The 19,761-nt window shown below is 73.0% G+C and carries 17 protein-coding genes and 2 pseudogenes; 5 read left to right on the top strand and 14 right to left on the bottom strand.

The annotated features are described in order from the left end of the window. The 3 genes from FREUN1FDRAFT_RS31410 to FREUN1FDRAFT_RS31400 all read right to left on the bottom strand — a co-directional run. Nucleotides 1-367: DUF222 domain-containing protein (locus FREUN1FDRAFT_RS31410; protein ID WP_232295500.1), on the bottom strand; the 367-nt coding region annotated here is incomplete at its 3' end. Nucleotides 368-602: 235 nt separating this feature from the next. Then, entirely contained in the window at nt 603-2,120 is a 1,518-nt protein-coding gene (locus FREUN1FDRAFT_RS31405; protein ID WP_006544358.1) for an alkaline phosphatase, read from the bottom strand. A 268-nt stretch (nt 2,121-2,388) separates the two neighbouring features. Continuing rightward, entirely contained in the window at nt 2,389-3,534 is a 1,146-nt protein-coding gene (locus FREUN1FDRAFT_RS31400) for an Mrp/NBP35 family ATP-binding protein (protein WP_006544357.1), read from the bottom strand. Nucleotides 3,535-3,992: 458 nt separating this feature from the next. On the opposite strand from FREUN1FDRAFT_RS31400, the gene FREUN1FDRAFT_RS31395 reads away from it, so the two are divergent. Then, entirely contained in the window at nt 3,993-4,427 is a 435-nt protein-coding gene (locus FREUN1FDRAFT_RS31395) for a MarR family winged helix-turn-helix transcriptional regulator (protein ID WP_193209943.1), read from the top strand. Nucleotides 4,428-4,495: 68 nt separating this feature from the next. Here the strand turns inward: FREUN1FDRAFT_RS31395 and FREUN1FDRAFT_RS31390 are convergent, their stop codons facing one another. From FREUN1FDRAFT_RS31390 to sigE, 5 genes are all read right to left on the bottom strand, one after another. After that, on the bottom strand, nt 4,496-5,359 hold the full coding sequence (locus FREUN1FDRAFT_RS31390) for a PHP domain-containing protein (protein WP_198144535.1): 864 nt from the start codon (nt 5,357-5,359) through the stop codon (nt 4,496-4,498). A gap of 65 nt (nt 5,360-5,424) precedes the next feature. Beyond that, the gene (gene tatB / locus FREUN1FDRAFT_RS31385) at nt 5,425-5,952 is read right to left on the bottom strand and encodes a Sec-independent protein translocase protein TatB (protein ID WP_006544354.1); all 528 of its coding nucleotides are present in this window, start codon (nt 5,950-5,952) and stop codon (nt 5,425-5,427) included. A gap of 118 nt (nt 5,953-6,070) precedes the next feature. Beyond that, on the bottom strand, nt 6,071-7,651 hold the full coding sequence (locus FREUN1FDRAFT_RS31380) for a S1C family serine protease (protein ID WP_232295498.1): 1,581 nt from the start codon (nt 7,649-7,651) through the stop codon (nt 6,071-6,073). Nucleotides 7,652-9,317: 1,666 nt separating this feature from the next. Continuing rightward, the gene (locus tag FREUN1FDRAFT_RS47780) at nt 9,318-10,115 is read right to left on the bottom strand and encodes an anti-sigma factor (protein WP_006544351.1); all 798 of its coding nucleotides are present in this window, start codon (nt 10,113-10,115) and stop codon (nt 9,318-9,320) included. Beyond that, on the bottom strand, nt 10,112-10,957 hold the full coding sequence (gene sigE, locus FREUN1FDRAFT_RS31365; RefSeq protein WP_006544350.1) for an RNA polymerase sigma factor SigE: 846 nt from the start codon (nt 10,955-10,957) through the stop codon (nt 10,112-10,114). Before sigE ends, FREUN1FDRAFT_RS47780 begins: the two co-directional genes overlap by 4 nt. Before the next feature lie 166 nt (nt 10,958-11,123). Here sigE and FREUN1FDRAFT_RS31360 point away from each other — a divergent pair, with 166 nt between their 5' ends. The 3 genes from FREUN1FDRAFT_RS31360 to FREUN1FDRAFT_RS31350 all read left to right on the top strand — a co-directional run bounded on the left by FREUN1FDRAFT_RS31360 (nt 11,124) and on the right by FREUN1FDRAFT_RS31350 (nt 13,653). Next, entirely contained in the window at nt 11,124-11,786 is a 663-nt protein-coding gene (locus FREUN1FDRAFT_RS31360) for an O-methyltransferase (RefSeq protein WP_006544349.1), read from the top strand. Nucleotides 11,787-12,001: 215 nt separating this feature from the next. Then, entirely contained in the window at nt 12,002-13,177 is a 1,176-nt protein-coding gene (locus FREUN1FDRAFT_RS43155) for a hypothetical protein (RefSeq protein ID WP_157475638.1), read from the top strand. Between the two features lie 83 nt (nt 13,178-13,260). Further along, nucleotides 13,261-13,653, top strand: a complete 393-nt coding sequence (locus FREUN1FDRAFT_RS31350) for a hypothetical protein (RefSeq protein ID WP_006544347.1) — start codon at nt 13,261-13,263, stop codon at nt 13,651-13,653. On the opposite strand, the gene FREUN1FDRAFT_RS31345 is transcribed toward FREUN1FDRAFT_RS31350, so the two are convergent. From FREUN1FDRAFT_RS31345 to FREUN1FDRAFT_RS46970, 3 genes are all read right to left on the bottom strand, one after another. Continuing rightward, a complete protein-coding gene (locus tag FREUN1FDRAFT_RS31345; protein ID WP_006544346.1) occupies nt 13,645-15,471 on the bottom strand; it encodes a M17 family metallopeptidase in 1,827 nt (608 codons plus the stop codon). The two genes, FREUN1FDRAFT_RS31350 and FREUN1FDRAFT_RS31345, sit on opposite strands and share 9 nt — an antisense overlap. A gap of 72 nt (nt 15,472-15,543) precedes the next feature. Continuing rightward, nucleotides 15,544-15,711 (bottom strand): DUF3117 domain-containing protein, encoded by a 168-nt coding sequence (locus FREUN1FDRAFT_RS42255; RefSeq protein ID WP_006544345.1) that lies wholly within the window; start codon nt 15,709-15,711, stop codon nt 15,544-15,546. A 173-nt stretch (nt 15,712-15,884) separates the two neighbouring features. Further along, on the bottom strand, nt 15,885-16,514 hold the full coding sequence (locus FREUN1FDRAFT_RS46970; RefSeq protein WP_050796117.1) for a DivIVA domain-containing protein: 630 nt from the start codon (nt 16,512-16,514) through the stop codon (nt 15,885-15,887). A gap of 309 nt (nt 16,515-16,823) precedes the next feature. On the opposite strand from FREUN1FDRAFT_RS46970, the gene folP reads away from it, so the two are divergent. Continuing rightward, nucleotides 16,824-17,636, top strand: a complete 813-nt coding sequence (gene folP / locus FREUN1FDRAFT_RS31335) for a dihydropteroate synthase (RefSeq protein ID WP_050796118.1) — start codon at nt 16,824-16,826, stop codon at nt 17,634-17,636. 26 nt (nt 17,637-17,662) lie between these two features. Here folP and FREUN1FDRAFT_RS31330 read toward each other — a convergent pair whose 3' ends face one another. From FREUN1FDRAFT_RS31330 to FREUN1FDRAFT_RS44440, 3 genes and pseudogenes are all read right to left on the bottom strand, one after another. Next, nucleotides 17,663-18,265, bottom strand: a complete 603-nt coding sequence (locus FREUN1FDRAFT_RS31330) for a TIGR00730 family Rossman fold protein (protein ID WP_006544343.1) — start codon at nt 18,263-18,265, stop codon at nt 17,663-17,665. Nucleotides 18,266-18,441: 176 nt separating this feature from the next. Next, nucleotides 18,442-19,161: pseudogene (locus tag FREUN1FDRAFT_RS31325) on the bottom strand (TIGR00730 family Rossman fold protein); the annotation flags it as partial. 445 nt (nt 19,162-19,606) lie between these two features. Beyond that, nucleotides 19,607-19,761 (bottom strand): annotated as a pseudogene (locus FREUN1FDRAFT_RS44440) (succinyl-diaminopimelate desuccinylase); the annotation flags it as partial.

The raw sequence follows: 19,761 nt of genomic DNA, 5'->3' as shown, positions 1-19,761 counted from the left end.
TCGCACGGACCTTCGAGTACGACAGTGTTCCCGCCGTGAACGCCGCCCGGATCATCGGCAGTTGTTCGAGGGCGTGCGCGGTCGCGAGATGATCGCGGGCGGTGCGGGGGCTCAGCCCGCACCGCCAGGACAACCAGTGGGCGCAGGACCGCATCCCGATGCCCGACCAGCCGGAACGCCGATCGAACGCGGCGAGCAGGCCCAGCCAGGCACAGGTCGCGGCCGCGATCCGGCCCGCCCACTGGCAGATCGCGGTCTCCAGCTCACCGATCGGGACGGCGTCGGGATCCACCGAGGAACCAGCGGTGTCAGCAGCGAAATCGGCAGCGAGGGTGTCGCAAGGAGGAACAGCAGCAGTGTCAATCATGAAGATCACCGGGCCAGGGGTGTGGTCGATCAATCGGACCCGCGCATCGTCACACCGACCACCGACATTTCTCACAACATCGACCCAACCCTGACCCTGACCGTGGCGGCGGCGGCCCGACTGGAGCCGCCCGCGACGGATCGGGGCGGTTCAGCGGAACCGCCCCGCATGAGGGAACGGCCCGAGGCCGAGCCGGGCGGCCTCCTACTCGCGGTCGACGTCCGGCCAGGCGGGGCTACGCCCTGGAGGCGCCGGGTTTGCCGGCTTCGACGACCCAGGTCTGGTCGGTCGACGTCGGGGCGGTGCGCTTCTCGATGGTCTCGACGACCCGCATGTCCGAGCGCCACTCGTCGTTCGTCACCGTGACCCGGGTGTAGCCCCGTCGGTCCCCGCGGAAGTAGCGCACATGGGGGTTGAGGCGGGCGTTGTTCTCCCTGACGAAGTCCTCGCTGACCAGGAAGAACCCCGAGCTGATGGAGGTGCACACGAACTCGGTCGCGATGACCGGGGTCTCCGGCCGGTCGAAGTCGACCCGCAGGTCGTTGACCCACGCGCAGTGGATGTCCCCGGAGAGCACCACCGGGTTCGCCGCCTTGCTGTCCCGCACCGCCGAGAGGATCCGCGTCCGGTACGGCACATAGCCGTCGGCCTGGTCCAGGTTGGTCAGCGTCTCGCTGCCGTTCAGCTGGCCGTGCAGCTGCGCCATCATCGTCTGCTGGGCGATGACGTTCCACCGTGACCGGGAGGCCCGCAGGCCGTCGACGAGCCACTTCTCCTGCTCCGCACCGGTCATGGTGCCGGCCGCGTTGTCCCGGCCCAGGCTGACGGCGCCGATGCCGTCGGCGGGCGAGCCGGGCTGCGGCGTCCGGTACTGGCGGGTGTCCAGCACGTTGAGGGTCAGCAGGTCGCCGAAGCTCAGGCGGCGGTAGATGCGCAGGTCCGGCGAGCCCGGGTCGAGCTCGGCCCGGATCGGCATGTGCTCGTAGTACGCCTGGTAGGCCGCCGCCCGCTGCTTGGCGAAGGTTGCCTGGTCCTGGTGCTTGTCGCCGGTGTCGCCGCTCTCGTCCACGAGGCCCGCGTAGTTGTTCTCGGTCTCGTGGTCGTCCCAGGTGACCACCCAGGGCGCGGCCAGGTGGGCGGCCTGCAGCGCCGGGTCGGACTTGTACTGCCCGTACCGGTTGCGGTAGTCCGCCAGGGTCTGGAGCTGGTCGATCCCGGGCTTCTCCGGGGCGGTGTGGCGGCGGTCCGCGTAGTCACTGTCCGGGTCGTACTCGTAGATGTAGTCCCCCACGTGGAGGACGAAGTCCGGGTGGTCGGCGGCGATCGCGTCGAAGGCCGGCCAGTACCCGTTCTGCAAGTCCTGGCAGCTGGCCAGCGCGAAGGCGAGCTGGCCACCCGCGGACCCGGCGGCCGCGGCGGTGCGTGTCCGCCCGACCGGGCTGAGGACATCCCCCGCGCGGAACCGGTAGAAGTAGTCACGCCCGGGCTCCAGGCCCCGCGCGTCGACATGCACCGAATGGGCGAAGGACGCGGTTGCCAGCTGGGTGCCGCCGCGCACCACGTCGGCGAACTTCTCGTCGCGGGCGATCTGCCAGTCGACCTCGATGTCGCGCAGGGGCATGCCCCCGCCCGAGGTCGGTTCCGGCGCGAGCCGCGTCCAGAGGATCACCCCGTCGGGCAGCGGATCGCCGCTGGCCACGCCGAGGGAGAAGACCCCGTCGCTGATCCCGGGGATGGGTGTGGCCGCACGCATCGTCGGCGTCGCCGACCTCGCCGAACCGGACCCACCACCGCATCCACCCACGGTGGCGGCGACCAGAGCGCCGAAACCACCTGCCAGTACAGCCCGCCGGCCCGGCCGTGCGACCGCGAAGGAACCCCTGTCACCCGCCACGGCCCGATGACACCACAGTGGGGTGAACGGGGAGGGACTGTTCGCCAACCGCCTCGCCAAGTCTCCGGCCGGCCCCCGGCCTCGACCGCGGCCAGCCCGGGGTGGGCCCGGGCTGGCCGCGACCGGCTCAGGCCCGGCCGGCGGGGCTGATGCCCAGCGAACGGCCGGACAGGCCGCGGGAGCGGAAGGTGAGCCGCTCGGCGACGGCGCGCAGCGCCTTGCCGGCCTCGGAGTCGGGTTCGGAGATGACCAGCGGCTTGCCATCGTCGCCGCCCTGGCGCAGCCGGACGTCCACCGGGATCTGGGCGAGCAGCGGCACGTCGTGGCCGAGCACCCGGGTCAGGCGCTCGGCGACGGCCGCGCCGCCGCCCTCGCCGAAGACGTCCACCCGCTCGCCGCAGTGCGGGCAGGGCATGTAGGCCATGTTCTCGACCACACCGACCACGTTCTGGTGGGTCTGCACGGCGATCGTGCCGGCACGCTCGGCGACCTCGGTGGCCGCGAGCTGCGGCGTGGTGACGAGCAGCAGCTCGGACGTCGGAACCAGCTGGGCCAGTGAGATCGCGATGTCACCGGTGCCGGGCGGCAGGTCGAGGAGCAGGACGTCGAGGTCGCCCCAGAAGACGTCCGACAGGAACTGCTCGAGGGCACGGTGCAGCATGGGGCCACGCCAGGTGACCGGCTCGTTCCCACGGGTGAACATGCCGGTGGAGATGACCCGCACCCCGTGCGCCTGCGGGGGCATAATCATCTTCTCGACCTGCGTCGGTGGGCGATCGATGCCGAGCATCCGCGGGACGGAGTGGCCGTAGATGTCGGCGTCGAGGACACCGACGGACAACCCCGAGCGGGCCATCGCCGCAGCCAGGTTCACGGTGACCGACGACTTGCCGACCCCGCCCTTGCCGCTGGCGATGCCGTACACGCGGGTCATGGAACCGGGCTGGGCGAACGGGATGACCCGCTGCGCCGCGCCGCCGCGCACCTTCTCGTGCAGGGCCGTGCGCTGCTCGGGGGTCATGACTCCGAGCGCCACCCGGACGTCCCGGACGCCGTCGACACCGCTGACGGCACGACTGACGCGGGAGGTGATCTCATCACGCATCGGGCAGCCGGAGACGGTCAGCAGCACGCCCACGTCGACGGAGCCGTCGTCGCGGACGTGGACCGATTCCACCATGTCCAGATCGGTGATCGACCGCCCGATCTCCGGGTCCAGCACTGTCGCCAGGGCGGACTGGATGGCGTCGGACGAAGGCAGGGCTGGTGACAAGGTAAACCTCAGTCGCGGGTCGACATCCTCGGCCGTGTGGGACCGCGGATGTGCTGCAAAGCGGGGGCTGGGGCGCCGGTGGCACGCAGCCGGATCCGGCGCTGTCGGGTGGTTCTCGTGTGCCAGTGCTCGTGTGCCAGTGCTCGTGCATCAAGTGATCGCACAGCCGTTGGGACTTCACGGCCGCGGGCCGCGGGCCGGTTACTCACCGGGCGCGACCTGGTTCCACGATAGCCGCCCATCGGCCCCTCGGGCCGGCTCGGCGGTGGGGGGCATAGCACGCCGGGCTTCGGCGCGGACCCAGCGGGTCACCGCGTCGTACTCTGATCGGCGTGGGGCGGATCGACGTGGTGCGGGACAACTCGACCGTGGCCAAGGCCGGGGAGGTGGCCGGAGCCGGAGAATCGGCCAGAGCCGGCGATGTGGCCAGAGCCGGCGAGGTCGTGGATGCCCGCGGCATGCGGGCCTGGCGGCAGCTGCTGAGGGCACACGCCCACGTGACCCGCCTGTTGGAGGCCGAGCTCGACGCCGCGCACCAGCTGCCGCTCGCCTTCTACGACGTGCTGGTGCAGCTCTCCGAAGCCCCCGACCACCAACTCCGGATGAGCGAACTCGCCCACAAGGTGCTGCTCTCCCGCAGCGGGCTGACCCGGCTGGTCGACCGCATGGAGCGGGAGGGGCTGGTGGAGCGGCGGTCCTGCCCGTCGGACGCGCGGGGAACGCTGGCCGTCCTCACCGACGCGGGGTTCAGCCGGCTGCGCGACGCGTCCGGCACCCATCTGCGGGGGGTCGCACGGCACGTCCTGAACCACTTCACACCCGAGGAACAGGACGTCATCGCCGAGCTTCTGGGGCGGCTGGGAACGTCGGACATCCCGCCCGCCACGCACTGAGGTACTGGGCACTGGGCACTGGGCACTGAAACCGAGGTGCTGGAACAGCGGCCGCCGGGGTGATCGGGTCAACCGGTGATCGGAGCTGCTCCGCTCGCCCTGGCGACCAGCGCCTCGTACGACTCCCGCGACGTGCTCTCCGACCCGAGAACCCTGCGGTCGCCCGCGCCGTGGAAGTCACTCGACCCGGTGGCCACCAGGTCGAGCTCAGCGGCCAGCGCCCGCAGCCGCTCCCGGTCCGGCGGGGTGTGGTCGGGATGGTCCACCTCGACACCGGTCAGCCCGGCCCGTGCCATGTCCACGATGACCTCGGGCCCCACGGTGTCGCCACGGGCGCTGGCGAACGGGTGGGCGAACACGCTGACGCCACCCGCCGCCCGGATCATCCGCAGCGTCTCCCAGACGTCGGGCTGCTGTTTCGGGAGCCAGAACCGCCCACCGGAGCCGATCCACTCCCGGGTGAACGCGGCCTCCACCGTGGGCACGACGCCCGCGTCGACGAGCGCCGCGGCCACGTGCGGACGGCCGACCGTGCCGCGGGCCAGTTCCTGGACCCGCTCCCAGCGCACCGGATGACCCGCGGCGGCGATCCGCTCCACCATCCGGCGGGCGTGGTTCGCCCGGTCGTCACGCAGCCGGGCACGCGCGGCGGCGAACCGCGGCTCGGCCCGGTCGAACAGGTAGGCGAGAACATGCAGTGCGATCCGCCGCCCACTGACCTGCACCGAACAGGAGATCTCGGCTCCGGGCAGCAACGTCATCCCGGCGGGCAGCGCGGCGGCGGCCCGGTCGAGCCCGCCGGTTGTGTCGTGGTCGGTGAGGGCGAGGACGTCCACACCGGCTGCCGCGGCGGACCGGACCAGCTCATCAGGTGTGAGCGCGCCATCCGAAGCGGTGGAATGGGCGTGCAGGTCGATTCGCGGCGGACGAATCGCTCCCGGAGCGGGCTCCGGCGCGGAGACCGAAGCTTCCGACGTTGCGAGGTCCCGCTGGTCGCTCAGGTGGCGTCCGAATCGAACGGCGCCGAGTCGGCGGGAGGCTCGGAGCGCACGGCGGGGGCGGGAGTGGTGCCGGTGGCGGGAGTGGTGCCGGTGGCGACCGGACGCCCCGCGGACGGGCTCGACTTGGTCAGCGACGGGCGCGAAGCCGGCTTCGTCAGGGACGTCTCGGAGCCGGCCTGCGGCAGCCGATCCTTCGTCAGAGAGGGTGCGGCGGGCGCATCGTCGTCGCCGAGCAGCGAATCGATGGTCCGCTTGCCGGCCGGGTAGCCGAACGGATCATCTTCGCCCTCGAAGAGATGCTTGCGCACGAAGGTCTTGGGGTGCAGATCCCGGATATCCAGATCAGCGAGCTCGGGGCCCAGCTCCGACCGCAGGTCGTTGCGCATCCCGTTCGCCATCTGGCGGAACTGACGCAGCATCCGGCCAGCGTCACGGGCAGCCTTCGGCAACCGGTCGGGCCCGAAGACGAAAAGCCCGATCAGGAGCAGAACAGCTACCTCGCCCCATCCGACGCCATTGAACACTCGGCCAGAGTACCTCCCCTGCCGTCGCCGGCGAAGGGTTCCGACATGACGAACAGATGTCCTGTTACCTCTCCCAGGCCCACGACCTGCCCTGTTCCTACCCCCACCTTAGTGGTGGTCAGCCCGGCTGTTCCTGCAGTACCACCCGCGTCGTGCGCTCGGCACCGGCACGCCAGAAGGTGACGATGACCGACTCGCCGACCCGGTGCAGCCGAGTCGCCGCCGTCATGTCGTTCGTGCTGTTAACGGCCATGCCGTCGACCTGGGTGATGATGTCCCCCAGGGTCAGCCCCGCCGCGGCCGCCGGCCCGGTCGAATCGACCTCACGGATGATCGCCCCCGGTCTGGTGCCGCGGGCCCGTGCCTCGGCCGCGGTGACGGTGGCCGCCGACACCCCGAGGTAGGGATGTGTCGCCCGACCGGTACGGATGATCTCGTCGGCGACCGAGGCCGCGTAGTCGATCGGGATCGCGAAGCCGACGCCCACGCTGCCTGACTGCGTCGTCGCCCCGGGCACGGTGGCGATCGCCGTGTTCAGGCCCACCACCTGCCCGGCCGCGTCGAGCAACGGCCCGCCGGAGTTCCCGGGGTTGATGGCCGCGTCGATCTGGATCGCTCCGATGATGACCGAGGCCCCGCCGCCGTCGACCGGCACGCTCGGATTGCGGTCCAGGGCGCTGACGATTCCGGTCGTCACCGTCCCGGACAGGCCGAACGGCGCGCCGATCGCGATCACCGGCGCGCCGACCACCAGGGAGCCGGAACGGCCCAGTGTCGCCGCCGTCAGCCCGGTCACGCCGGGGATCCGCAGCACGGCGAGGTCGGAACGCACGTCCCGGCCGACGACCTCGGCCGGCCTGGGCTCCGCGTCGGAGCCCAGCGTCACCACGATCTGGCCGCCCGCCGCGACGGCCGGCGCGATCACGTGATTGTTCGTGAGCACGTAGCCCTCGGAACGGATGACCACCCCCGAACCGTTTCCGCCCTCCTCGCCGGTGGTCACATCGATGGTCACCACCGACGGCATCACCCGGGCCACCACGTCCGCCACCGAGCCGGGGACGATGACCGTGGGCGCCGCCTCGGCGGACGCGGCCGGTCCCGACGTCTGCGCCGATTCGTCCGTCACCGCGGCGATCGTCCCGCCGCCGACCACCCCACCGAGCAGACCCGCGATCACGGCGGTGATGACGAGTGCCCGACGGCTGTGGACCGGCCGCGATGCGGGGACACGATGGTGTTGGGCGGCCGCGCCAGTCGCCCCGTCGAGTGACCCGGGCGCCGCGCCCGTCGCCCCCGCCGGCTGCGCTGGCCTTCTGCCGCCGGCGGACGGGCCGTCACCCGGCGCGCCGGGCGTTCCGGCCGTACCCGATCTGCCGGGCGGGGCGGCCCCCGTCAGCTCCGACGGAGGCGGTGAGGTCGGGCGCGGCGGGCGTCGTTGGGACACCAGATCCATGAACGGGTCGGCTGACGGCCGGCTCGGCGCCCGGGTGGCAGTCGTCTGCGCGGGCCGCCCCGCACCCGACCAGTCACCCGACGTCCGTCCCGACTCCCTGGGCAGCTCATCCGGGCGATCGCCACGGGCGCGCCCGGTGTCGGCCCGTGACGTCATGTCGGCCCGTGACGTCGTGTCCGCCCGTGACGTCGTGTCCGGCCGAGGGGTCGTGTCCGCCCGGGAGCGCACGTCCGCGGCGGACACGGTCCGGGCGGTGCCCTCCCGTGTCGTGTTGTTCGTCGCCTCACGAGACGGCTTTCGCGTCGCCTCAGGGGAGGTGCCGTCTCGGCCGGGTCCGCCGGGCGAGAGTCTCGCTGCCGGCCGTGCCTCCCCCGCATCGCGCGGAGCGGCAGCCGGCCCCACGCCGGTCGGCCGCGCGGGCGACGAAGGCGGCGCGGACCAGTCGCCGCGTGCGCTTTCGAACAGGCCACGGGACGGGCCGGGCCGCCGTTCGCGACCCTCAGGAGACGCCGTCGGCGCGCCCGGGCGAGCGACGGGGTTCTTCTCCGGCGCTGCCGGAGCACTGCTGGCAGGCCTCTTCGGCGGGGTACCGCCGGCGCCGCCGGTCCCGTTCGTCCCCTCAGCCGCCCGATCCGCCCGATCCGTGCGATCGGCCCGATCCGTGCGATCGGCCCGATCCGTGCGACTGGCCGGCGTCGTCGCCTCACGCGTGGCGGGCGAACCTCCCCCGGCCTGCGACGGCGGGCGCACCGGTTCGACGAACGGCGGTCGGTGGACCGGTTTGGCACGGCTCTCGTGCCCTGGTCTGGGCTGGCTCGGCCCGCCCCCCGACCCGGATGCCGTCTCCGCCGCCGGGGTCCGGGCAGCCCTGGCCGTCGACGCATCGGCGGCCCTGGCGGCCGGAGCATCCGTCGTCTCGGCGCCCGGAGCGGCCGCGGACCTGCCCTGCGGGGCATCCGCCGGCCGGTCAGCCGGAGCATCCACAGGCTCGCCGACTGCTGTCTCCGCGGGCCCGCGGGCCGAGGTCTCCGCGGACCTGACGCGAGCCGCCGCGGCCGGAGTCACCGGTGGAGTCCGCGCCGCCGGGGGGAAAGGATCATCCCGCCGGCCAGGCCGGACCCGGGCGGTGACCGGGCGCGCTGCGGCCGCGGCGCGATTCGCGGCCGGAGCGGCGGCTGACGCGGGCGTGGACGCCGCCGCGGACGTGGACGCGGACGCATCCTGCCGCGCCGCTGCGCGCTCGCCCACCGCTGGACGCCGATCCGCGCCTGCACGCTGATCGGCGCCTGGACGCTGATCGGCGCCTGGACGCTGATCCGTGGCTGGACGCTGATCGGTCGCTGGACGCTTGTCGGCCGCCGGTGCGGAGCCGGCCGGACGGCGTTCAGGCCCGTGTAGCGGCAGCGCCGTCGGGACGGGACGGTCGGCGCCGCCCGGTGACGGAGCGGTGCCCTCGGCCGCGGGTGGACGCAGCCGCGGCGGCCGGACCACCGGAGCGCCCCGTGACGATCCCACGCCAGGACGGGCATCTGTGGTCTGGTCGTCGCCGGTGCTGTCCACATGCCCTCCCCGAAGTGCCCGAGCGCCACGCTGAAGACCGCGGGCTTCCTGCGGGCCGAGGCACGATCCGGCCAACCAGGCGGACAACACGGTAAAGGGTGTCAGACAGGCACAGGAAGGTCAGCGGGCATGAATTCCCTCCGCGCCCCCCAGCGCGGTAACTCATCGTGAGGGAAGCGGGGCGTTCATGCACCCGGTGGCGGCCACCTGCCGCATTCATTGGGGAAAATGAAGATTCGTCGACATTTGAGCTAGCCCGATCGGGCCATCAAATGATCAGTGAACGGCGGATCGAGATCGGTTCACGCGTTCGGCGGCCGCGCGGAGCGCCGCCGGCGCACCGGCCCGGTCAGGGCCGCGGGAACGAGACCGTGGCGATCATCGGGCTCGGACGCATCATGTTGATCGCCGGGGCATTGGCCGGAATCGCCGCCGCGCTGGTCGGTGCGGGTATCGCCGGCAGGTCGGAGGGGCGGGCGACCGCACCCGCGTCCGCGAGCGCCGAACCACTGACCGCGAGCAGCATCACGGCCGCCGAGCCGACAAGGGTGCGGCGCATACGGCTCCGGTTGCTCGATCGTGGGTGCGGCGCGGGACGCCGAGCCGAAGGGCCCGCGACCCTCGTCGCTCCACCGGCAGCCACCCAGAGCGCTCCACCCGGCACGGACCAGGCGGCCCGCCCACGCGCACCACCCGGCGGCCGCCCGGCCCCCGCCGCCGGCCGCGCAAGGCTCACGCCGCCGCCCGCGAACGGGCCGGCGGGCCGGAACGGACGCGGCGCCCGTGCCAGGCCACCCGGTCGAGAGCCAGCCACGGTGAGCTCCGCGGCCGGCCTGCGCACAACGGGACGCACCGCGACGAAGCCGCTCGCCGCGCCCATCAACGGCTGCGGGGCCGAGGACGCCGGGGTGGCCCGCAGCGCGGCCTGGTACTCACGCGCGCCCAGGCCGAGCAGGTTCGCGGCCAGCCCGCTCGGCAGGGAAGGCTCGGCCAGCCCGACCAGCCGGGCTTTGAGGAATCGCTGCTCGGCAACCTCAGCCTGGCATGCGGGACACCGGGTGAGATGTGCCAGGGCTCGGTCACGGTCGTCATGACCGAGCTGCCCGTCGACCAGGGGGGTGACAAGCACGCCCAGGTGACTGCTCACGCCCGCCGCTCCCGAGGAGCACCGCCCTCGGCACCGACGGTACTGCTCACCGGACCACGGCGACGCTCGCTCCGGCGACCGCGCCGGCCCGACCGCTCCGGCTCGGTGACACCGTCGGCGAACGACCCCTCGCCACGCCCAGCCGGCTCCGGCTCGGCGACGTTGCGCTCCCAGCCGCCCAGGTCGGCGGCGGAAGGCGCCGGTGCGGAAGCCGGACCGGCAGCCGCGGTCAGCGGAGCGCCCTCGGGACCTTCGGCGGCCATCGCCGCCCGCGGGGCCCGGTCGGCGAGAGCCGCCCGCAGCATCGCCCGCCCGCGGGAGATCCGACTGCGCACGGTGCCCAGCTTGACCCCGAGGGTCTGCGCGATCTCCTCGTATGAGAGCTGCTCGATGTCGCACAGCACGACCGCGGCCCGAAAGTCGGGCGGCAGCGCGGCGAGCGCCGCCTCCACGTCCGCGTCCAGATGGCTCTCGGCGTAGACCGCCTCCGGGCTCGCCTCCCGACCGGCCAGCCGCTCGGTGTCCTCCGGGAGCGCGTCGAACCGGATCTTCTGCTGGCGGCGCATCCGATCCAGGAACAGGTTCGTGGTGATGCGATGCAGCCAGCCCTCGAAGGTGCCAGGCGTGTAGTCAGCCAGGGAACGGAAGACCCGGACGAAGACGTCCTGCGTGAGGTCCTCGGCGTCGTGGGCGTTGCCGGTCAGGCGATAGGCAAGCCGGTACACCCGGGTGCCATGCTCGCGAACCACGTCCTCCCAGGACGGGGGGACCCAAGCACTGATTTCTGGAGCGGCGGCCGCGCCCTGGACGGCCGAACCCGCCCCGAGCTCCTCCGCCGCCACAGCCGCCTCTCGGTCGGTTCGCGACGAACGTACCCGACGCGCCGGCCAGGGAGCGGCGAATCCCGCTGCGGACACCGATTTTTCTCCCCTCGACCCAGTCGACACGGGCGCACTGCCAAGACGAACGTTCCTGTCTCGTCTCCCGTTCCCGTAGGCTGCGGATGTCATGCCGGACATCGACATCGCGGCACGGGAATCTGCCGTCGCCTACGCCGAGGGCTTCCTCCTGGAAGACCCCGTTCTTCGTGCTGCCCGCGCTCGCGCCGAGGAAGTCGGGATCGTCCCCGTCAGCCCCGGTGCCGGAGCGGTGCTTCGTTTCCTCGCCGCCTCCGTGGGTGCCCGTGCGGTCGTCGAGATCGGCACCGGTACCGGGGTATCCGGGACCTGGCTGCTCCGTGGGATGCGACCGGACGGAACCCTGACCACCATCGACGTCGAGGCGGAACACCTGCGGCTGGCCCGCCGGATCTACGCCGACGCCGGGATGGCACCTGGGCGCAGTCGGCTGATCACCGGGCGCGCCCTGGAGGTGCTCCCCCGACTCACCGACGGCGCCTACGACCTGGTGTTCTGCGACGCCGACCGGCGGGAGAGCACCGAGTACCTCACGCAGGCGCTGCGGTTGCTGCGGCCTGGCGGCGTCGTGGCGTTCGCCGGGGTGCTCGCCGGGGGCCAGACGACGGACCCCTCGGCCCGCAGCCCGGACGTCATCGCCGTGCGCGAGCTGGCCACCGCCGTCCGGGACGACGCGCGGCTCACCCAGATGCTCCTCACGACCGGGGATGGGCTGCTGGTGGCGGTCGTCGCGAAGTCGTCACCGGTCGGCTGAACCACCCGAACCAGCCGAGCCACCTGAACCGGCAAGCGGGCGGCTCGCGCGCGGAGCGTTCGAACCGGGTTACGGTTTAGGCTCTTCTGTGCCGGGGCGAACATTTTGTCCGCCCGTACGATCCGTCGCGGCGTCCGATCCAGGTCGGGCCCGCGACGGTCGACACAGGTCGGACGACAGCGTCGAGCCGGGAGTGAGCAGAGGTGCGCGGTCAGGTGGATCGTCGTCGTTTCGACGACGGCTACAGCCGCGATGGCGACCCCGACGGGTTCGGCGGGCCGTCCCGTTCCGGCTACCCCGAGTGGCCTGACCACGCCGACCACTCCGGCTACCCCGAGTGGCCCGAACACTCCGGCTACTCCGATCGGTCCGGTCCCATCGCTCGCTCCGCCGCCCGGTCCGACCAGTTCCCGGGTCCGCAGGCCTCGGCCTCGAGCACCCGTGGCACCCGTGGCACCCGACCCGGCTACCACGAAGGCGCCGGCTGGGCGGAAACGCGCGACCGAGGCCGTTTCACCGACCCGGCCGCGCGCTCCGGCGGGAGGCATCCCGGTGGAGCCGACTACGCCGACGATCCGACGCCGGCGCCGGGCCGGGAGCCGGGGCCCGGGGCCGGGGGCGGACCCGGGCATGCGAGCCGTTCGGGCCGGCCGGCGCCGGTTACCGGCGACGACGGGTCCCGCAACTGGGCAGCCAGCCGGCCGGCCTATCCGGGCACCGGAGGATTCCCCGGTTCCGACCGGGCCCGGCCACCGGCGTCACCTCCACCGCGGGAGCCGGGCGAGAACTGGCTGGGCTGGGTCGCCTTCCTCCTGGGCATCGCCGTGCTCGCCGGCGGCGCCGGCTACGTCCTGAACAGGATCACCACGGGCGGGCCGGCCGGCGGCGCGGTCCCGTCCGCGGCAGCCACCGCCGGCACTCCGACGGCAAGCCCGACCGACCCGAGCCAGACCGATCCGGCAGCGGGCTCACCCGGTCAGGTGACCGGCCCGACCGCCGAACAGGTCGCGATCATGCTTGCGAACAGCGGGCTGCCACTGCGGACCACCGTCGTCTACACCGCGCAGAACGACCCTGGCGCCCTCCTGGGCCGCCCGGGCGGCTACATCAGCCGGATCGCGTTCACCGACACCCGGGTCAGCGCCAGCGAGATCGCGGGCGCGCCGGCTGACGCGATCGAGCGGGGTGGCGCCATCGAGGTCTTCCACGCCCCGGAGGCCGCCCAGGCCCGGGGTGCGGCACTGAGCGCGCCCTCCGCCGGCGGCGACCCAGCCGCCGAGTACACGTTCGTGCAGGGCCGGATCGTGCTACGGCTGTCACTGATCCTCACCGAGACGATGGCGGCGGGCTATCAGGCCGCCCTCGGGAGGATCGACGGCGGGTCGCCCTAGCGGGTCGCTCCCGGTCGTCACAGGCGGGCCCGAAGGCCCGGATCCGGGGAGTGCGGCACCGCCCGCGGGGGCAGGCGTACCGCATGAACATCCGCGAGTTCTACGATGCCGATCCGCGCCGGCAGACGTCCGAAGAGGTCGCTTTCGGGTATGGCTGGACCACCGAGGACGACAAGCACTCCACCTACCGGCTGAGCTGGGTCGCGGACACCGGCGAGGCCTACATCGTCCGCGAGCCGCATCCGGGGGGCATCCTCGCGCGCTACCTCGACCAGCTCCGGGTCGATCAGGTCGACGTAGGGGAACTGCTGGTCGAGGTGCTCGCGACGACGGACCGGTATGCCCTCGAGGCCGCCCTCGCCGGCTGGCCCGCGGTCATGCCGGAGAAGAACAGCCTGCACTGGGCGCGGCGACAGCTTGCCGCGCTGAGCTCGGCGAACAGTTCGCCGAGCACGACGCGGCCGCCCTCAGCCTGACCCCGGCCCGGCCAGGTAGGCGATCAGCGTGCGGACGCCCCAGCCGGTGCCGCCACGGCTGATCTCACCGTCGTCGGAGTCCGCGCGGGCCGTGCCGGCGATGTCCAGGTGCGCCCAGGGGCGACCGCCGGTGAACTCCCGCAGGAACAGCGCCGCGGTGATCGAGCCGCCGTTCACCTCCATCGCCCGGCCGATGTTCGCCAGATCCGCGACGGGCGAGTCGATCGCCGGGCGGTACTCCTCGGTCAGCGGCAGCCGCCACACGCGCTCCCCCGCGGCGGTGGACGCCGCGGCGAGCTCGGCCGCGAGCGTGTCGTCCGAGGAGAACAGCCCGGCGGTGCGCCGGCCCAGGGCGACGGTGATCGCACCGGTCAGGGTGGCGAGGTCGACGATCTGGTCGGGCTCCAGCGTCGCGGCGGCATAGGCCAGACCGTCGGCCAGGACGAGGCGCCCTTCCGCATCGGTGTTGAGCACCTCGACCGTGGTCCCACCCCAGCAGGTGATCACGTCGCCGGGACGCATCGCGGACCCGCCGACGAGGTTCTCCGCGAGGCAGAGCAGCCCGGTGACCTTGCCCGGCACGGCCAGCTCGGGCAACGCCGCCATCGTGCCCAGCACCGCCGCGGCGCCGGACATGTCCGTCTTCATGCTCGCCATGGAGACCGACGGCTTGAGCGACAACCCACCCGAGTCGAACGTGATCCCCTTGCCGACCAGCACCCGATGCCCGGGCTCGACGCCCTCAGGCCCGGGCGGGCCGTCGTAGGTGAGCCGCACCAGGAACGGCGGGCGCGGTGACCCACCGCCGACCGCAACCAGCCCGCCGAAGCCCTCCCGGACCAGGTCGTCGTGGTCGAGCACCGCGACGTCCAGGCCAGCCTGGGTGGCGACCAGCTTCGCCTGGTGAGCCAACCAGGCCGGTGTCTTGACGAGGCTCGGCATGTTGATCAGATCGCGGGCCAGGCAGACCGCGTCCGCGACGACACGTGCCCGGCGCACCGCGTCCACGACCACCGGGTCGCCGGCCTGCTCCAGGCTCAGCACCAGCACCCGATCCGCCCGCGGGTCGACCGCCGCCTCGTCCGCCGTGGCCGGCTGTGGCTCTGGCACGTCCTGTTGCCCGCTGTCCTGCTGGACGTCCTGCTGCTGCCCGGCCGGCTGGTCCCGCCCGCCCGGTGCCTCGGTCCCGTCCGGTGCCTCGGTCCCGTCCGGCGACGGCGCGACGCCCCGCACAGCCACGCTCCCGCCGGCCGCGCGGTCCCCGTCGGGGACAGCACCGGCGACGACGTCGGCGAGGCGGTAGGAGGCCAGCGCGTGGCCCTCGACGAACGCGTACACCCGCTCGGCATCCGGATCGGCGACCACGAAGGGCCGCCCCTTGGCTCCGGCCCGGCGCGCGAGGATGGCCCCCGCCGAACGCCAGTCCGCGACCTCACCGGCGCCCACGCCGAGCAGGAACAGCCGCCAGGGACGTTCGGCCCGGGACAGCGGAACCGTCAACAACCCACCGGCGTCAGCCCGAAAACCCTCGTTCTCGATGAGCCGATCAACGTTGACGCCGACCCGTGTGCAGGCGCGGCGACCACGGTCAGGCACGACGACAGCACCATCGACCGAGGCGACCACGACCACGAGGACGGCACAGTCCGCACCCACCGCACCCGGGGCGACAGCCGGCTCGATGGCCGGTTCCCGGCCCGTCGTGGGCTGATCGACGGATACGAGCGACGGGTGGTCATCGGATGTGACCAGGACGAGCGGAGCCCGGTACCTCGACTCCGCGAGGTCGGCCGTCGGCGCGACAGCAACCGTGCTCATGCCCCGCTCACCGCACCGCGGACCCGCCCGCCTGAAGAGCGGCCTGACGAGTGGTGAGTGACCACCCCCGGCCTAACCGACAGCGATCTTGAGCGCATCTCCCAGCGCACTCGCCTCGTCGGCGGTGAGTTCGACGACGAGTCGGCCGCCCCCTTCGAGCGGGACGCGCATGACGATGCCACGCCCCTCCTTGGTGACCTCGAGCGGACCGTCACCCGTCCGCGGCTTCATGGCCGCCATCGGTGCACCTCTTCCTGCCGTCGGACCTGCGTCTGACGACGATTATCCCGGAGAGCCGCCCGCAAACCGAAACACGTCCCAGCGGGGAATCACAACGGTCACGGCAGAGCCGTGATCTCGATGTCCTGCTGGCCACCTCCGCACATCTGTGCTAGTTACTCCGATGCGTTTCACTACTGTTGCCCATCGACATCGTCCTCGGCCGGAGAGGCTTCGGGCTGGTCGGGCTCGCCCCAAACGTGTCGGGGCCGGCTGGCGTCGCCCTGGTTGGCCCCACTGCGGCGGGCATCGTCCTCGCGGGCATCGTCCTCGCGGGCATCGTCCTCGCGGGCATCGTCCTCGCGGGCATCGTCCTCGCGGGCATCGTCCTCGCGGGCACCGGGCTCGCGGGCATCGTCCCCGGCGGGCAGGACGGGTGTGACGCGCGCCGCGGGCTCGGCGGGCTCAGTCCACTCGGCGGGCTCAGTCCACCTGGCCGGCTCGGCGCCGCCGGGTCCACCGAGCTGTGCGAGCTCCGCGAGCCGGACCAGCTCATCGTCCCGGCGTGCGATCTCCTCGTCCCGCCATGCGATCTCGTCGGCGAGTCGGGCCAGGACGGCATCGACCTCCGCCATCCGGTAGCCACGCACGGCCATCCCGAAGCGCAGGCCCTCCACGTCGGCGGGGGCGACCGCACGGCCGCTCAGGCTGACATGGGGGCCGTCCGGTACGGCCGGCGCCATCCGGTCGAACCGCCCGACGGACAGTGCGGCCACGACGAAAACGATCGTCGCGACAAGCAGGACCTCCACCACGAGCACCACAAGGTCGATCGTGCCATGCGCGCAAGCGGGCGGCGGATTCGCCCACCCATCGGACGGCAGCGCCACGAAAGGACCGTGAACCGGGCGCGGGAGGGCCGCGGCCGGTCTGGCCGGGTCCATGCCCGGTCTGGCAGGGTGGGCAGGGTGGCCGCCGAATCTCCCCCGACCAGCAGTCCGACGCCTGCCAGCGGGGCGACACCCGGCTACGGCGCAGCGCACCCGGGCGATCCGAGCGATGCGGGCGATACGGCCCTCCCCCGGCCGCTGCGGCTCGGCGGGCGGGTGTTCGGCCCGTCCGAGCTCGTCATCATGGCGATCGTCAACCGCACACCGGACTCGTTCTTCGACCGCGGCGCGACCTACGGCGAGGCCGCGGCACTCGACGCCGTGGACACCGCCGTCGACGGTGGCGCCGGGATCATCGACATCGGCGGTGTCAAGGCGGCCCCGGGCGAGGAGATCGACGCCGCCGAGGAGCTGCGCCGCATCGGCGGCTTCGTCTCCGCGGTACGGGCCCGCCACCCCGACATCGTGATCAGTGTCGACACCTGGCGGGCGGAGGTCGGGCGGGTGGTCGCGGGCGAGGGCGCCGACCTGCTCAACGATGCCTGGGGCGGCGTGGACCCGGAGCTGGCCGAGGTCGCCGCCGAGTTCGGCACCGGGCTGGTGTGCACCCACGCCGGCCACCTGCCGCCACGCACCCGACCACACCGGATCGCCTACGACGACGTGGTCGCCGACATCGCCGCCACGACCACCGGGCTGGCCGAACGAGCCGTCTCGCTGGGCGTCCGGCCCGACGCGGTGCTCATCGACCCGGGGCATGACTTCGGCAAGAACAGCCGGCACTCGCTGGAGTCCACCCGCCGGCTGCCGGAGCTGGTGGCCACCGGGTGGCCGGTCCTGGTCGCGATGTCCAACAAGGACTTCGTCGGGGAGGTGCTCGACGCGCCGGTGGACCAGCGGCTGGAGGGGACCCTCGCGGCGACCGCGGTCGCGGCCTGGCTCGGCGCGCGGGTGTTCCGCGCGCACCAGGTGATCGCCACCTGGCGCACGCTGCGGATGGTCTCCGCGCTGCGGGGGGATGTCGATCTGCGCATCGCGCGGCGCGGCGTGGTCTGACCCACCGCTGGTGGTCTGACCCGCCGCTACTCGCCCTCCACGGCCTCTGCCGAGCCAGCTGGCGCGGCTGGCAGCCGCCGGCTCCCGCGGGCCGCGCCCGCCTCGACGAAGTCGAGCGCCTCGGTGATGCTCGTCGCCCAGATCAGGGTGTCGCGAGCCAGCGGACGTACGAAGCCGCGGCCGACCAGGTCGTCGACGAGCAGCCGCAGGTGCGTGAACACGCCCTCGGACTCCAGCACGACGACCGGCTTGTCATGCAGGCCGAGCAGCGCCGCGACCCAGATCTCGAACAGCTCCTCCAGGGTTCCGAGCCCACCGGGCAGCGCCAGGAACCCGTCGGCGCGGTCATCCATGATCGCCTTACGCTCACGCATCGTGGCCGTGACGATCAGCTCGTCCGAGTCGGTGTCGCCGACCTCCATCGCGAGCAGCGCCTCGGGGATGACTCCGATCGTGTGTGCGCCGCCGGCACGGGCCGCTCTGGCCACCGCGCCCATGCAGGACACCGAGCCGCCACCGGACACCAGGGTGTGCCCGCGGCGTGCCAGCTCCGCGCCGACCTCCGCCGCCAGCAGGACGAAGGAGGGGTCGATCAGCTCGGAGGACGAACAGTAGACGCAGATGTTCACCGCGGTTCCGTGCCGAGGGGCCGGCCGGTGTGGTCCGTGCCTCCGGCGAACCCGGGCACGTCGCCGATGCCGGCATCCGCGGCACTGCCCGCGACACCGGTACCGGTCCCGGTACCGGCATCCGCGGCGCTGTCAGCGCTACCGGCGACGGCGGCCTCGGCCCCGGCGGCGCTGCGGCCGGTGCCCCGCAGGATGACGTCCACCGCCTCGTCGACGTCGTCGGTGAGGGTCACCAGGTCGAGGTCGCCGGGCTTGATCCGGGCGGCCCCGAGGACCGTCGAGCGCAGCCAGTCCAGCAGGCCAGCCCAGTAGCCGGTGCCCATCAGCACAATCGGGAAGCCGGTGACCTTTCCCGTCTGCAGCAGGGTCAGTGCCTCGAAGAGCTCGTCCAGCGTGCCGAAGCCGCCGGGCAGGATGACGAAGGCCTCGGCGTACTTCACGAACATCGTCTTGCGGACGAAGAAGTACCGGAAGCTGACGCCGAGATCGACCCATTCGTTGAGGCTCTGCTCGAACGGCAGCTCGATGCCCAGGCCGACCGACAGCCCGCCGGCCTCCCGGGCCCCCCGGTTGACCGCCTCCATCGCGCCCGGGCCGCCACCGGTGATCACCGCGTAGCCCGCCTCGGCCAGCGCGGCCCCGAGCCGACGCCCGAGCTCGTATTCGGGCTCGTCCCGGGCCACTCGCGCCGAGCCGAACACGGTGACTGCCGGCGGCAGGTCCGCCAACAGGCCGAAGCCCTCGACGAATTCGCTCTGGATGCGCAGGACCCGCCAGGGGTCGCTGTGGACGAACGAAGCGGGGCTGCGGGTGCCGAGCAGCCGCTGGTCGGTGGTGGACGCCTGTACCTGGTCACCTCGCGCGGTCACCGGCCCGCGGCGCTGCTCCGGCGGCAGCCCGCCGGCTCGGCCCGCTTGCTCGGCTCGGCCCGCTTGCTCGACTTGCTCGGCTTGGCCCGATTGGCCGGCCTGGCCCGGGCTGGTGGGCGTCGGCACCTTGGGGGCATCCCCCGAACGGTCCACGCCGGCTCCCTGGTCCGCGCGGTCCCCATCCAGGCCTTCCGCGGCCACGGAGACCACCGGCGGGGACGTCGATCCGCCGCTCGGCGGATCAGCATTGGCGGAGGGGCTCACATCCCGCACCATACGCACGCCCGGCGGATGCCTGGAAACCCCGCCAGCACCGCTGTCCGCCCGCGCGACCGGTTGACGCCTCTCCCGGCATCCCCGCGTCCCAGCGCAGGCGGGCAGGCCGGCAAACGGGCCCCGTACGGACCGTCGGGGCAGACGGTGGCGGGTACCTCGACGGCGGCAGAGTCCTGGGCTGGCGAGGGGCGCCGTGCTAGCTCAGCAGGTAGGACCGCAGCACGCGCTCCGCTTCGTCGATCAACGCCAGCTCGACGTACTCGTCCCGGGTGTGTGCCAGGTTCGGGTCGCCCGGGCCGTAGTTCAGCGCCGGGATGCCCAGTTCGGCGAACCGCGCCACGTCCGTCCACC

This window comes from Parafrankia sp. EUN1f (assembly GCF_000177675.1).
Lineage (GTDB): Bacteria > Actinomycetota > Actinomycetes > Frankiales > Frankiaceae > Parafrankia.
The sequence above is the reverse complement of the archived record's forward strand: the minus strand, read 5'-3'. Positions and strand labels throughout refer to the sequence as shown.

Bases quoted from the DNA above. Each gene is read 5' to 3' on its own strand.
- FREUN1FDRAFT_RS31350 (WP_006544347.1), top strand. From the start codon at position 13,261: ATGAACATCCGCGAGTTCTACGATGCCGATCCGCGCCGGCAGACGTCC.
- FREUN1FDRAFT_RS31405 (WP_006544358.1), bottom strand. From the start codon at position 2,120: ATGCGTGCGGCCACACCCATCCCCGGGATCAGCGACGGGGTCTTCTCC.
- FREUN1FDRAFT_RS42255 (WP_006544345.1), bottom strand. From the start codon at position 15,711: ATGGCGGCCATGAAGCCGCGGACGGGTGACGGTCCGCTCGAGGTCACC.
- FREUN1FDRAFT_RS31345 (WP_006544346.1), bottom strand. From the start codon at position 15,471: ATGAGCACGGTTGCTGTCGCGCCGACGGCCGACCTCGCGGAGTCGAGG.
- FREUN1FDRAFT_RS31360 (WP_006544349.1), top strand. From the start codon at position 11,124: ATGCCGGACATCGACATCGCGGCACGGGAATCTGCCGTCGCCTACGCC.
- folP (WP_050796118.1), top strand. From the start codon at position 16,824: ATGGCGATCGTCAACCGCACACCGGACTCGTTCTTCGACCGCGGCGCG.
- FREUN1FDRAFT_RS31395 (WP_193209943.1), top strand. From the start codon at position 3,993: ATGCGGGCCTGGCGGCAGCTGCTGAGGGCACACGCCCACGTGACCCGC.